Here is a 13,122-nt window from a genome sequence, read left to right as displayed (position 1 = left end):
GCAACCACTGGATTGCAACTGAACCTTCCCGGGCGGCTGCTCGAAAGGTCGCCCGCAGGACCAGACCCGTCTCGTAGACCGCTAGGGGCGGAGTTTCTACAGTCACGGGTCCGCTGGACCGGTAACCGGTCCGGCCCTCCACAACGCAAGAAACTGAAGAAGGTACGCAATGGGACTAAGAACGGGCGTGTTGCTCATCGTCATGGTGCTGATCGCGGCACTGGCCACCTTGAACTGGGGCGTCCTGGCCGCGCCGGTCGCCATGTCGCTCGGCTTCATGCACATCACGGCGCCGCTGGGGCTGGTCATGCTGGCGCTGACGGGGCTCCTGGTCGTCGTTTCCGCGACCTACGTGGTGTATCTGCAGAGCTCGATGCTGCTCGAAACGCGCCGGCAATCGAAGGAGATCCAGGCCCAGCGCACGCTCGCCGACAAGGCGGAGGCTTCGCGATTCACCGAACTGCGCAACTTCCTTGAGGGCCAGGAAAACACCCACATGGAGCGCAATGCCGAGCGCCATGCCGCGCTGCTCGCGCGCGTGGAGCAGGTCGAGGCGTCGATCAAACTGCGCTCCGAACTCCTGGAACGCGCGATTTCCAGCCGGCCCGAACCACTGAAGACTTAACGGCAGGCCCGGCCTCAAGCAAACTGCGGGTTGTCCAAGAAACTGGTGACCCTCATGACCGAACCTCGCTCCGACCTTGCCAAGATCACCTTTGGCGTACTGAGCATCGTCCTGCTCATCGGCTCGTCCCTCTGGATTCTTCGCCCCTTCCTGGGCGCGACGATCTGGGCGGTCATGGTCGTAGTGGCCACGTGGCCTGCACTGCTGTGGTTCGAGGCCCGGCTGTGGAAGCGTCGCAGCCTCGCAGTGCTGGTGATGGTGCTGATCCTGCTGCTGCTGTTCGTGCTGCCGCTGACGCTGGCCATTTCGACCATCGCGGCCAACGCGGACGAAGTCGCCGACTGGTTCAGGCAGCAGATCAGCGAGGGGCCCCCCCAACTGCCGGCATGGGTCGGCGGCCTGCCATTCGTCGGGCCCAAGCTGACGGTCGCCTGGGACGAACTCGTGGCTTCGGGCGTGGCCGGCGTCGAGGCCAAGGTCACGCCCTATGCCAAGCAGGTCACGGGCTGGCTCTTTTCACAGGCCGGCGTCGTGGGAGCGCTGACGCTGCAGTTCCTGCTGACCGTGGTCATTGCGGGCGTGATGTACGCCCAGGGTGAAACGGCCGCGGCCGAGGCCCTGCGTTTCGGCCGCCGGCTCGGCGGGCCGCGCGGAGAGGGCGCAGTCGTCCTGGCCGGCAAGGCGATCCGCGGGGTGGCGCTGGGCGTGGGCGTCACGGCCATCGTCCAGGCGGTGGTGGGTGGCATCGGGCTCGCGATTGCCGGCGTGCCGTTCGCCGCGCTGCTCACGGCGGTGATGTTCATGCTCTGCATCATCCAGATCGGTCCGACGCTGGTGCTCGCGCCGGCCGCGATCTGGGTCTTCTGGCATGGTTCCACCGGCTGGGGCATCTTCCTGGGGATCTGGACCCTGATCGTCGGCACCATGGACAACTTCCTGCGCCCGATGCTCATCAAGCGCGGCGCGGACCTGCCGCTGCTCCTGATCTTTGCCGGCGTCATCGGTGGCCTGCTCGGCTTCGGGCTGGTCGGGATCTTCGTGGGCCCGGTCATGCTGGCCGTGTCCTATACGCTGATCGACGCTTGGCTCGCGGACGCCGATCCGCCGGAAGTCGAGGCGCAGCGCCAGGCAGGGCACTGATCCAACGGGGCCGGCCGTGCGTATACGTCCTGCCGGCACACGCTTTCGTGTGTCACCGACACGGAGATGCGCATGCCGCAAGACGCAGCCATGGCGATCCATTGGGTCGAGCAGGGCATGGTTCCCGACCGGGTGGTCCGGCTGGGCATCCGCCGGTTGCTGAAGGCGCGCCTCGCGGAACTGCACAGCGGGGACGCGGCGGCGACCGCGGAGCTGACCCAGGCGTTCGCGGACGAAATCCGCTCCGCCAAACTGGCGTTGCTGCCCGAAAAGGCGAACGAACAGCACTACGAACTGCCCGCCGGCTTCTTCGGCGGCGTGCTCGGCCGGCATCGCAAGTACAGCAGCAGCTACTGGCCCGAGGGCGTCGAGACGCTGTCGGACGCCGAAGCAGCGGCCCTCGCCATCACCTGCGAGCGCGCCGGGCTGGTCGATGGCCAGCAGGTGCTGGAACTGGGTTGCGGCTGGGGCTCGCTCACCCTGTGGATGGCGGAGCGATACCCGCTCAGTCTCATCACCGCCGTCTCGAACTCGCACGCGCAGCGCGAGTACATCGAGACGCAGGCGATCGAGCGCGGCCTCTGCAACATCTGCGTGATCACGTGCGACTTCAACGACTTCGACACCGCGGAGCGATTCGACCGGGTCGTGTCGATCGAGATGTTCGAGCATCTGCGCAACTGGCCGCGCGCCTTCGCCCACGTGGCGAAATGGCTGCGGCCGCACGGACGCTTCTTCATGCATGTCTTCGCGCACCGCGAGGCGCCCTACCTGTTCGTCGAGCGCGACGCGAGCGACTGGATGAGCAGGCACTTTTTCTCGGGCGGCATGATGCCGAGCGACGACCTCGCCCTGCATTTCCAGGATGACCTCCGCCTGGCAAGGCGCTGGCGCTGGGACGGTACGCACTACCAACGCACCGCCGAAGCCTGGCTTCACCAGATGGACGAGCGCCGGAGCGAACTGTGGCCCCTGTTCAGCAGCATCTACGGCGATGAAGCCGGGCTGTGGTGGATGCGGTGGCGCCTGTTCTTCATGTCGGTGTCCGAACTGTTCGGCTACGAGGCGGGGCAGCAATGGTGGGTCGGCCACTACCTGTTCGAGAAGCGCGGATGACAGGGCTTGCATCGGAACCCGGCATCGCGCTGGCGGGCCTGGGCGTGGCGCTCGCATTGGCCGGCCTGGCATGGCTGGCGAGCCTCGCGCGCCGCGATGCGAGCCTGGTGGACCGCATCTGGTCGATCTTCATCGCCGCCGCCGGGCTCGTGTACTTCGTACTGCTTCCCGCGCCGGGACGGCGCGGCCTCTGGATGCTCACGCTGGTACTCGTGTGGGCATTGCGCCTGAGCCTCTTCATCACGTGGCGCCATTGGGGCCACGGTGAAGATCGGCGATACCGGGAGATCCGCGAACGCAACGAGCCTGGCTTCGCATGGAAGAGCGTCTATCTCGTCTTTGGCTTGCAGGCGTTGCTGGCGTGGATCGTGTCGGCGCCATTGCTGGCGGGCATGCAGGCAAGCGGTTCGGCGGGCTGGCTCGATGCAGCGGGATTTGCGCTGGCCGCCTTCGGGATCGTCTTCGAGACCGTCGCCGATGCGCAGATGACGCGCTTTCAAGCGAACCCTTCGCACCGCGGCAAGGTGATGGACCGGGGCCTGTGGCGCTTCACCCGGCACCCCAACTATTTCGGCGAGTGCTGCGTCTGGTGGGGACTGTGGCTCATGGCCGTTTCTGCAGCCGGATGGAGCGGCGCCTGGAGCGTGGTGTCCCCGGTGTTGATGACCGTGCTCCTGCTGAAGGTGTCCGGCGTGCGCCTGCTCGAAAAGGACATCGCCGAACGCCGGCCCGGCTACAGGGACTACGTCGCGCGGACCAACGCCTTCATTCCCGGTCCGCCACGCAACGCAGCGCGATGAAGGCGCGTTCGCGCGCTCTACATGCCGACGAGCGCTCCGAGCACTCGCGCCACCGCGCCATCGAACAGCACCTTGCCCTGGACCGATGCCAGGCAGATGCACTCCCCCGCCGCCTCCACGGTAGGCTGATGCCGGATGCTGCCGTCCGTCTCATCGAAATCGCCTGGCCCGAACAAGGCGCGGCCGTCGTGGAAGGTTCCGTAGAGAACCTGGGTGAGTTCGGAGTCGCTGTGCGTGTGCTGCGGCAGCATCTTGCCCGCGCCGATGCGAAGCAGGAACACGTTGGCCGCGTCGTCGCCAGGCAGCGTGACACGGCTCCAGCGCATTCCGGGCCCGAGCCAGCGCCAGCGCGTGGATGCGCAGCCCTGGAGTGCATGCGGCCACGGAAGTCCGTCGGGCAATTCGGCGCGCATGGCGGAGCCGGCACGCGGCCGCGTCACGGCAGAGGCTGGTGCATCGATCGCGGCCAAGGTCTTCGCCAATGCCTGCGACTCGAGCACTTCCGGCGCCAGCTCTTCCAGCATGGCGCCGCCCATGGCTTCGAAAAGGCGCACGCGCTCGCGGCAATGCGCGCAACCCTCGACGTGGCTGGCCACGACCAGCGAATGACCGTTGGAAAGCCGGCCTGCTGCAAATGCAAGCAGGAGATCTTCGGCGGGATGGTGGAGGATCATGGTTCGAATTGGTCGAGCAAGCGACGCAAATGATTCACGGCAAGGCGCACCCGCGACTTGACGGTGCCGAGAGGAATGCCCAGTTCGCTTGCGATCCGGGCATGGGGCTGCTCTTCGAAGAAAGAAAGGCGAAGCACCTGGGCCTGCTCTTCGGGCAGGTGCCGCAGCGCGTTGCGCACGCCGATTTCGCGCTGCTTCATGTCGGCCTGCTCCTCGGGCGACGGCAGGTCGCTGGCCATGGCGTCGCAATCCAGATCGTCCCCGTCGACCAGCCCCTGGCCCTGATGCCTGAAGTGGTCGACGCGAAGGTTGCGCGCGATGGTGAATATCCAGGTGGAGACGCTGGCCCGGTCGGGATCGAACATTGCCGCCTTGCGCCAGACGCTCACCATCGCTTCCTGGGTGAGTTCCTCGGCCAGTCCTTCGGCGGTGCCCGATCGCATCAGGTACGACTTCACGCGCGGCGCGAAATGCTTGAACAGAGCCGCGAACGCTTCCCGGTCGGCGTGGAGCGCCACAGCCCTGGCAAGCGCGTTCAGTTCCTCGATGGTCGGCATCGCTCCCCGGCCCTGGTGGGGTGTCACAACCGACAGGTAGGGCGATCGCGGCCGCATCTGCATCGCGGGCACTCCCGATGACGGTCGGACGGTGTTCATGCTGCTCTTACGCAGAGCCAGCAGGATTAGATCACGGGGGCCGGAAAAAATGATCCAGACGGCCAATTGCTGCGTACAAGCTCCAAGCCTGTCACAAGGAGTTTCGAGGATGACCCCATGAGCTTCGCGGCCGCGCCGCAACGGCACCCGCCGCCCGCTTCCGCGCCGGACGGCGCCGTGCTGGACGTGGCCGTGGTGGGAAGCGGGATCTCCGGTCTGTCGGCGGCATGGCTGCTGGCGCAGCGGCACCGGGTGACGGTCTTCGAGGCCGACAGCCGTCCCGGTGGCCACAGCAACACCGTGGACGCGCCTTCCGCAGGTGGGCCTGTTCCGGTCGATACCGGCTTCATCGTCTACAACGAGGCGGCCTACCCGAACCTCACGGCCTTGTTCGGCCACCTGGGTGTCGAGACGCAGGCGTCCGAGATGTCTTTCGCGGTCAGCCTGGACGATGGCGCGCTGGAGTATTCCGGCAGCAGCCTGGGAACACTCTTCGCGCAACGTCGCAATCTGTGCAGCCCGCGTTTCTGGTCGATGCTGCGCGACATCGTGCGCTTCTATCGCCAGGCGCCGGGCGACGCGGCGGTCGTGGGCCTGATGCCGCTCGATGACTATCTCCGGATGCGGGGCTATGGGCGTGCGTTCCGGGAGGATCACCTCTACCCGATGGCGGCGGCGATCTGGTCGACCTCCGCGGACCGCATCGGTGCCTATCCGACGGAAGCCTTCGTCCGCTTCTGCGAGAACCACCAGCTTCTCCGGCTTGCCGGACGCCCGGCATGGCGCACGGTCCGGGGCGGGAGCCGCCGGTATGTCGAGCGCATGACCGAGGTGCTCGGCGACCGTCTCCGGCTGGACAGCCCCGTCGTCGAAGTCCTTCGCCATGCCCAGGGCATCGGGGTGCGAACCGACGGAGCCTGCGAACCCGAACGCTTCGATCAAGTCGTGATCGCGACCCATGCCGACCAGGCGCTGCGCCTGCTGTCCGACGCCAGTGCCGACGAGTCGCGTGTGCTGGGCGCATTCGGCTACAGCCGCAACCGCGCGCTGCTGCACAGCGACCCTTCGCTGATGCCCAGGCGCCGCGAGGTCTGGTCGAGCTGGAACTACGCGGCCCACCGCCATGGGTCGCCTGCCTTGTGCGTGACCTACTGGATGAACCGTTTGCAGGGGATCTCCGGCGAAACGCCCCTGTTCCTGTCGCTCAATCCCGCGCACGAGCCGCGCGCTGGGCACCTCCTTCATTCGGAGATCTACGAGCACCCGCTGTTCGACGGCGCGGCCATTCGCGCGCAGGGCGAGCTCTGGTCGCTGCAGGGGCGGCTCCGGACGTGGTTCTGCGGCGCCTATTTCGGTTCCGGCTTTCACGAGGATGGATTGCAGGCTGGCCTGGCGGTCGCCGAAGCCCTCGGTGGCGTGCGTCGGCCCTGGACCGTCGCGAACGAGTCCGCACGCATCCGCCTGCATTCGACAACGGAGATGGCGGCCTCATGAGCAGCCACAGCGCGCTCTATGCAGGCTCCGTGATGCACCAGCGATCCGGGCCGACACGCCATCGCCTGCGCTATCGCATGTTCTCGCTGCTGATCGATCTGGACGAACTCCCGCAACTCGGGCAGCGCCTTCGGCTGTTCTCGGTCAACCGCTTCAACCTGTTCAGCCTGCATGAGCGCGACTATGGCGACGGCTGCGGACTGCGTGCCCATGTGGAACGGCAACTGGCCACGGCCCACCTGGCCGTCGGCGGCCCCATTCGCCTGCTGAGCATGCCGCGCATCCTGGGCTATGCATTCAACCCGCTCAGCGTCTATTTCTGCCATCGCCCGGACGGCGGCCTGCAGGCCATCCTCTACGAGGTGAACAACACCTTCGGCGAGCGGCACGGCTATCTCATCCCCGTGGAGGAATCCGGGCGCGATGCCGAACGCATCACACAGCGCTGCGCCAAGCAGTTCCATGTGTCGCCCTTTCTCGCGATGGAGATGGGCTACCGCTTTCGCGTCGAGCCGCCGAGCGCCGAGCGGGAGGGCCTGCAGATCGGCGTGACCGTCGAGGGTCCCGCGGGCGTGGCGCTCACGGCATGCTTCGACGCCCGCCGGCGCGCATTGAGCGACGCCACGCTGGCGCTGGCGTTCTTCTCCCATCCACTTCTCACGGTCAAGGTCATGGGCGCCATTCATTGGGAGGCGCTGCGCCTCTGGGTCAAGGGGGCGCCCCTGCACCGGCGCCCGCTGGCGCCGGTGCGTGCGGTCACCGTCGTCGAGCCGACAGAGCGATGAGCGCGTCGTCGTCGCCATCGAGCGATGTCCGGCAGGGCAGCCCACGCCGGCGCTCGGATTTCCTGTCTTGGAAGGGCAAGTGGCCCTTGCGGCGACTGCTCGAGCGCATGTTGCGCGGGCTGAGCGTCGGTGCGCTGTCGATCGAATTGCCCGATGGCCGGCGTTTCGATGGGCGGGGCGAACTCGCAGGGCCGCACGCCTCCATCACGCTGCACCGCTGGCGTCCCCTCGTGCGCCTGCTGCTGCGCGGAGACATCGGCTTTGCGGAGTCCTATCGCGACGGGGATTGGTCGAGCCCGGACCTGGCAGCGCTGCTGGAACTGGGCTTGCGCAACGAACCGGGCTGGGGCCGCGCGCTGGACACTTCATGGCCGGCGCGCTGGCTGGGCCGCCTCATGCACCTTGGCAATGTCAACTCGCGCCGTGGGAGCCGGAGGAACATCGCGTTCCACTACGACCTGGGCAACGCCTTCTACGCGCTGTGGCTGGATCCGGAGATGATCTATTCGAGCGCGCTCTACGCCCGCGGCAACGAATCCCTGGAGGAAGCCCAGGCGCTCAAGCTGGAGCGCATCGTCGAGCTGCTCGGCCTCCAGGACGGCGAGTCGGTGCTGGAGATCGGCTGCGGATGGGGCGCGCTCGCCCTGGCGCTCGCTCGCCGTCGGGGCGTTCAGGTCACCGCGCTGACGCTGTCCGCGCAACAGCTGGCGCATGCGCGGCAGCGCGCATCCGAGCGGGTGCCGGCCGGCCGGGTAGACCTTCGATTGCAGGACTACCGGGACGCGGAGGGGCTGCACGATCGGATCGTTTCCGTCGAAATGGTCGAAGCCGTGGGCGAGCGCTATTGGCCGGTCTACTTCGATACCCTGCGCCAGCGTCTGCGGCCCGGCGGCGTTGCCGTCGTCCAGGCGATCACGATTTCGGACGAGCACTTCGACCACTACCGGCGGCACGCCGATTTCATCCAGCACTTCATCTTTCCGGGCGGCATGCTGCCGTCGCTTGCCGCCCTGCAGGCGCAGGCCAGGCGCGCGGGGCTGAATCTCGTCCGGGACCTGTCCTTCGGCGAGAGCTATGCGCTGACGCTGGCCGAATGGCGGCGCCGCTTCCTGCGGGCCTGGCCGCAGGTCGAAGCACTGGGCTTCGATGCCTCGTTCCGGCGGCTCTGGGAGTACTACCTCTGCTATTGCGAGGCCGGATTTCGCGCCGGCAGGGTGGATGTCGGCCTCTACACCCTGACCCATGCCGAACCGCCCCGGGGCGTGCTCCACAATGCCTGCCGGTGACCGGGTCGGCGAGGTAGACTCGTTGGTTCAATCTTTCGTTTTCTTGGACTTCTGATATCTCAGGGGCAGCGCATATGGCATCGGTCAATAAAGTCATCCTCGTCGGCAACCTCGGACGCGATCCGGAAACACGCACGTTCCCGAGCGGCGATCAGGTGTGCAATGCGACCCTGGCCACCACCGACAAGTGGAAGGACAAGCAGAGCGGCGAAATGCGCGAGGCCACCGAGTGGCACCGCCTCGTGTTCAATGGCCGCCTCGCCGAAATCGCCGCGCAGTACCTGCGCAAGGGCTCGCAGATCTACGTCGAAGGCCAGATCCGTACCCGCAAGTACACGGACAAGGACGGCGTCGAGAAGTACGCGACCGACATCCGCGTCGACCAGATGCAGATGCTCGGCAGCCGCCAGGGTCAGGGCGGCCCATCGGGCGGTGACGATGACGGCGGCTACTCGCAAGGCGGCGGCGGTTATTCGCGCCCGCCGGCAGCGGCACCTCGCGCGCCTGCTCCCGCACCACGCCAGGCACCGGCCAAGTCGTCGTCAGGTTTCGACGACATGGACGATGACATTCCGTTCTGATTCGCGCCAACAGGTTCTTGAAACCTGCAGAGCCCGCGGGCCGGTGTGTAGTTCTTCACGGCAGAAGAAAGTATTCACTTCGTGAGTCGCCTTACGGCGAGCGATTCTCTCTGTAGAGATACGATGGCCTTGTAGGCTGTCGGTGACGGGAGCCCGGCGTCCATCAGCGGAATGAATCTGCGCACTGAATCACATTGAGCGCGCAGCAACGTTTCCAGAACCATTGCCGGCTTTCAACGTCGGCCCAAACCTCGTGACACTGCGCATAGTCGTTGCTGATGACCATCCACTGATTCGCGGTGGAGTCCGGATGTTGCTGAAGGACAGGACCGACATCGCGGTGGTGGCCGAAGCCCACTCCACGGACACGCTATTGAGCGTTCTGGAGCAAACGCCGGCCGACCTGCTGATCACGGATTTCTCGATGCCGGGCGGGGAGGTGACGGACGGTCTCGGCCTGCTTCAGCGCCTTCGGCGCGACTTCCCGAATGTGCCCATCGTGGTTCTGACGATGATGGCCAATGTCGGCGTCCACAGCAGCATGCTGGAAATCGGCGTCCGCGGCCTCGTCGACAAGACCTCCGACATGACGGAGATCATCATGGCCATCGACGCAGTTTCCGTAGGACGGCAGTACGTCAGCGGCGCATTCCGAAGAGGGCTCTTCGAGAACCCCAACAAGATCAACTACGGTGCCTCCACCCAGTTGTCGCTTCGGGAAGTCGAGGTCCTCCGGCTCTTCGCATCCGGCTTGACGGTGTCCGCCATCTCCGAGCGGTTGGCCCGCAGCATCAAGACGGTGAGCACCCAGAAGACCGTCGCCATGCTGAAGCTTGGCCTGAGGAACGACTACGACATCTTTGTCTACGCGCGCGAGCACGGAATGGATTCCTGAATCCGGTTCAGGCCCGGTCGATGAACTCCGATGCGCGCGCAAGCGCCGAAGCGACCTCTTGCCGTGCCATGACGTAGAGCGCACGCACGGGTGCGAGAACGACGGCTCCCCCGGTCTCTTCCAGCTGCTCGATGACCTGCAGCAGGGTGACCGCTTTCGTCTCATCGAGCTGATGGCAGGCCGAACTCAACCGGTGCGCCAGCTGCCGAAGGGTGACATGGTCGCAGACCTCGGTGGCCCGATCCATGGCGTCCAGGTCCTTCGACGTGGCGTCGACGAAGAGGCGCAGCAGCTTCGCGACTTCGCGGGTATCTCCCTTGCACAGCGACGCCAGCGTCGGATAGGCGTCGGCCGACGCAGATCCCATTGATTCCGTGGCTTCAGGCGGCTCGGCAGCCGATGGCGCCGCGTTCGAGACCTGGGTTGGCGGCGGCATGAACTTGGCCAATTCGTCACGCAGCACGTGGATCTGCAATGGCTTGGACAGATAGCCATCCATCCCGGCCGCCACGCAGCGTTCGGCTTCGCCTGGCAGTGCATTGGCGGTCAGTGCGATGGTCGGCAGCCGCTGGAGACCAAAGCGCATCTCGAAGTCGCGCAAGCGCCTTGTCAGCCCGTAGCCGTCGAGCCGCGGCATATGGCAGTCGGTCAGGAGCATGGCATAGCTCGCATTGGGCGACGTGAGCAGCTCCCATGCTTCCTCGCCGTCTTCCGCGCAATCGCATTGAAAGCCGAGCTTGACGAGCTGCCGCGTGATGACCTCGCGGTTGATCGGATGGTCTTCGGCAAGCAGCAGCTTTTGTCCCCGGCCGATCGGATGAACCCCTCTCTTCCCGCTCTCGATCGGAACTTCATCCGTCGCCGAGCCCGTCACCGTCGTGTACGGTTGCAGAGGCAGCGTCACCGTGAAGCGGCTCCCCCGGCCCGGCTCGCTGTCGCACTCGATCGTGCCTTGCATCAGGTCGACCAGTTGCTTCACGATGGTAAGACCCAGGCCCGTGCCGCCGTAGCGCCGGGTGGTCGTGATGTCCGCCTGTGCGAACGGCTCGAAGAGCGCATCCATGGCTTCGCGCGCAATGCCGATGCCGGAGTCCTCGATGATCATCTGCAGTCGCGCGTCCGGGCTTCTGCGCACTTCGACTTTCACGCCGCCGCGTTCGGTGAACTTGACGGCGTTGCCGACGAGATTGGTCAGCACCTGCCGCAGGCGCACCGGATCTCCGATGATGAACAGCGGCAATTGCGGATCGACCCTGGAGTGCAGGCTGACGGACTTGAGCCGCGTCTCGGCGATGAAGTTCGCGCAGACGTCTTCGACCAGTGCGGCCAGTTGCAGCGGCCGGTTCTCGAGGTCGAGCTTGCGCGCTCGGATCTTCGAATAGTCGAGCAGGTCGTTGATGATGGTGAGCAGTTCGAGCGAAGACTCGCGACAGCGGTCCAGCATCGCGCGCTGTTCGGTGGCGAGCGGGCTGTCGAGCACGAGTTCGATCATTCCGAGCACCCCATTGAGCGGCGTGCGGACCTCGTGGCTGATCATCGCGAGGAACGCGCGCTTGGCTTCCACCGCCAGGCGGGCTTCCTCGGCCTTCGCGACCAGATCGGCCTTGAGCCTCTCTTCCTCGCTGATGTCCTTGGCGATGCCCGTGAAGGAAACAAGCAGTGCATCGCCATGTCCTTCCGAAGCCACCCTCAGGATGCCGCGCACGTCGAGCGTGCGGACCACGCCGCTGCGGCTGCGGATGCGGAACTGGTCGCGGTAGGCGCCCGAGTTCTGCCGATACGTCGCCTGGATGTTTGCCGCGACACGGTCGCGGTCTTCCGGATGGAGCAGCTGGACCTGATCGCGGTACGTGATGACGGCGTCGGGTTCGTGGCCATAGATCTCCCGGATCTTCTGGTCGGCCGTGATGACCGTGTCCATGAACGTCGAGTCGGACAGTTGCGTGTCCTTGCCCATCCGGGTGACAGAGCGCCACACCCCCATCCCGCCGACGATCAGGGCCAGTTCGAGATTGGAGCGGAACTGATCGAGTTCGCTCAACGCGCGATCCGCGCGCGCCTTGGCCGCCGCGAACGCCAGTTCGCCCGTGCGGCGTTCGGTGATGTCGCGGGTGACCCCGACCACATAGACCTTGCCCGAGCGCACGCGGTTCGGTGAGGCGAAGCCTTCGACCCACCGCTCTGCGCCCAAATCGTCGAGGACGCGAAACTCGACGGCCTCCACATCCCGGCGCGCATGGGACAGGTGGTCGATGCGGCGCGTGATGTCGCCGACATCGTCCGGGTGGACCCGGGCGAACACCGCCGACAGATCGTGAGCGCTGCCTTTCAGTCCGAGGATCCGCTTGGCGCGTTCGTCGGTATGCACCTCGCCGGTGGTCACGTTCCACTCCCAGGTGCCCATCTGAGCACCTTCCAGCGCCATGTCCAGTCGGGCGTGGGCTTCCTCGAGCTGACGCTGCAGCAGTTTCTGCTCGGTGACGTCGATCGCCAGGCCCACCGTGCCGCAGAGCTTTCCGCTTCGGTCGTAGACCGGCCGCTTGCGTGCCTGGATGCTTCTCAGCACGCCGTCGACCTGAATCTCCTCGTCGAAGGTACGGGCCTCGCCTGAAGAGATCAGTTCCATGTCCTGCGCGACGAAGCGATCCTGAAGCTCCGGGCCAAAAAGCTCTTCGTCGTTCTTGCCGACGGCCGCCCGCGCATCGAGATTGAACACGCGCACGAATTCCGCGTTCAGCGCCCGATACCGAAAATCACGATCCTTGAAGAACAGGATATGCGGCACGGCATCGAGGATGGCGTTGAGTTGATCGTCACGGCGTTGAACATTGCGCGCACGAACGAACTGCAGGATCGCCAAGCCAATGATGCAAAGCGATCCCAGCGCCGTCCAGACCCAGTGGAGTTCGATGGCCATCGGCTGGCCGAAGAAGTAGCTTGCGCCTCCGAGCAGACAGGTCAACGCCATCGTGATGAGGCCCCCGCCGAGGGAATTCACGACACGGCTCTCGGGCAACATGTGACTTCTGCGCCGGATGGATGGGTGGACGGATGAACGAGACGATGCGCG

Annotated in this window: 12 protein-coding genes; 9 read left to right on the top strand and 3 right to left on the bottom strand. The window is 65.8% G+C overall.

Features of this window, described 5'->3' with window-relative positions; all coding sequences use genetic code 11:
• Positions 1-169 precede the first annotated feature (169 nt).
• From QTH90_RS11410 to QTH90_RS11395, 4 genes are all read left to right on the top strand, one after another.
• Positions 170-625, top strand: coding sequence for a LapA family protein (locus QTH90_RS11410; RefSeq protein ID WP_286664666.1), 456 nt, complete (start codon positions 170-172; stop codon positions 623-625).
• Between the two features lie 54 nt (positions 626-679).
• Positions 680-1,765, top strand: coding sequence for an AI-2E family transporter YdiK (gene ydiK / locus QTH90_RS11405; RefSeq protein ID WP_286664665.1), 1,086 nt, complete (start codon positions 680-682; stop codon positions 1,763-1,765).
• 72 nt (positions 1,766-1,837) lie between these two features.
• Positions 1,838-2,881, top strand: coding sequence for a cyclopropane-fatty-acyl-phospholipid synthase family protein (locus QTH90_RS11400; protein WP_286664664.1), 1,044 nt, complete (start codon positions 1,838-1,840; stop codon positions 2,879-2,881).
• Entirely contained in the window at positions 2,878-3,681 is an 804-nt protein-coding gene (locus tag QTH90_RS11395) for a DUF1295 domain-containing protein (protein ID WP_286664663.1), read from the top strand. Before QTH90_RS11400 ends, QTH90_RS11395 begins: the two co-directional genes overlap by 4 nt.
• Positions 3,682-3,698: 17 nt before the next feature.
• Here the strand turns inward: QTH90_RS11395 and QTH90_RS11390 are convergent, their stop codons facing one another.
• Both QTH90_RS11390 and QTH90_RS11385 read right to left on the bottom strand, forming a co-directional pair.
• Positions 3,699-4,355 (bottom strand): ChrR family anti-sigma-E factor, encoded by a 657-nt coding sequence (locus QTH90_RS11390; protein WP_286664662.1) that lies wholly within the window; start codon positions 4,353-4,355, stop codon positions 3,699-3,701.
• Positions 4,352-5,077 carry a sigma-70 family RNA polymerase sigma factor gene (locus QTH90_RS11385; protein WP_286664661.1) on the bottom strand — a complete coding sequence of 242 codons (726 nt, stop codon included), beginning with the start codon at positions 5,075-5,077 and terminating at the stop codon, positions 4,352-4,354. Before QTH90_RS11385 ends, QTH90_RS11390 begins: the two co-directional genes overlap by 4 nt.
• Positions 5,078-5,128: 51 nt before the next feature.
• On the opposite strand from QTH90_RS11385, the gene QTH90_RS11380 reads away from it, so the two are divergent.
• The 5 genes from QTH90_RS11380 (at position 5,129) to QTH90_RS11360 (ending at position 10,052) form a co-directional block, all read left to right on the top strand.
• A complete protein-coding gene (locus QTH90_RS11380) occupies positions 5,129-6,505 on the top strand; it encodes an NAD(P)/FAD-dependent oxidoreductase (protein ID WP_286664660.1) in 1,377 nt (458 codons plus the stop codon).
• Positions 6,502-7,290 (top strand): DUF1365 domain-containing protein, encoded by a 789-nt coding sequence (locus QTH90_RS11375; protein WP_286664659.1) that lies wholly within the window; start codon positions 6,502-6,504, stop codon positions 7,288-7,290. Before QTH90_RS11380 ends, QTH90_RS11375 begins: the two co-directional genes overlap by 4 nt.
• A complete protein-coding gene (locus QTH90_RS11370) occupies positions 7,287-8,576 on the top strand; it encodes an SAM-dependent methyltransferase (RefSeq protein WP_286664658.1) in 1,290 nt (429 codons plus the stop codon). Before QTH90_RS11375 ends, QTH90_RS11370 begins: the two co-directional genes overlap by 4 nt.
• Before the next feature lie 74 nt (positions 8,577-8,650).
• Positions 8,651-9,157: a single-stranded DNA-binding protein gene (gene ssb / locus QTH90_RS11365; protein WP_286664657.1), complete on the top strand. Its 507-nt coding sequence runs from the start codon at positions 8,651-8,653 to the stop codon at positions 9,155-9,157.
• Between the two features lie 253 nt (positions 9,158-9,410).
• Positions 9,411-10,052, top strand: a complete 642-nt coding sequence (locus QTH90_RS11360) for a response regulator (RefSeq protein ID WP_286664656.1) — start codon at positions 9,411-9,413, stop codon at positions 10,050-10,052.
• 7 nt (positions 10,053-10,059) lie between these two features.
• Here QTH90_RS11360 and QTH90_RS11355 read toward each other — a convergent pair whose 3' ends face one another.
• Complete coding sequence (locus QTH90_RS11355; RefSeq protein ID WP_286664655.1) at positions 10,060-13,071, bottom strand: PAS domain-containing hybrid sensor histidine kinase/response regulator; 3,012 nt, start codon at positions 13,069-13,071, stop codon at positions 10,060-10,062.
• Positions 13,072-13,122: the final 51 nt, after the last annotated feature.

This window comes from Variovorax flavidus (assembly GCF_030317145.1).
Taxonomy (GTDB): domain Bacteria; phylum Pseudomonadota; class Gammaproteobacteria; order Burkholderiales; family Burkholderiaceae_C; genus Variovorax; species Variovorax flavidus.
This window is presented reverse-complemented; position numbering and strand designations above follow the sequence as displayed.

Bases quoted from the DNA above. Each gene is read 5' to 3' on its own strand.
- QTH90_RS11410 (WP_286664666.1), top strand. From the start codon at position 170: ATGGGACTAAGAACGGGCGTGTTGCTCATCGTCATGGTGCTGATCGCG.
- ydiK (WP_286664665.1), top strand. From the start codon at position 680: ATGACCGAACCTCGCTCCGACCTTGCCAAGATCACCTTTGGCGTACTG.
- QTH90_RS11400 (WP_286664664.1), top strand. From the start codon at position 1,838: ATGCCGCAAGACGCAGCCATGGCGATCCATTGGGTCGAGCAGGGCATG.
- QTH90_RS11395 (WP_286664663.1), top strand. From the start codon at position 2,878: ATGACAGGGCTTGCATCGGAACCCGGCATCGCGCTGGCGGGCCTGGGC.
- QTH90_RS11390 (WP_286664662.1), bottom strand. From the start codon at position 4,355: ATGATCCTCCACCATCCCGCCGAAGATCTCCTGCTTGCATTTGCAGCA.
- QTH90_RS11380 (WP_286664660.1), top strand. From the start codon at position 5,129: ATGAGCTTCGCGGCCGCGCCGCAACGGCACCCGCCGCCCGCTTCCGCG.
- QTH90_RS11375 (WP_286664659.1), top strand. From the start codon at position 6,502: ATGAGCAGCCACAGCGCGCTCTATGCAGGCTCCGTGATGCACCAGCGA.
- QTH90_RS11370 (WP_286664658.1), top strand. From the start codon at position 7,287: ATGAGCGCGTCGTCGTCGCCATCGAGCGATGTCCGGCAGGGCAGCCCA.
- ssb (WP_286664657.1), top strand. From the start codon at position 8,651: ATGGCATCGGTCAATAAAGTCATCCTCGTCGGCAACCTCGGACGCGAT.
- QTH90_RS11355 (WP_286664655.1), bottom strand. From the start codon at position 13,071: ATGTTGCCCGAGAGCCGTGTCGTGAATTCCCTCGGCGGGGGCCTCATC.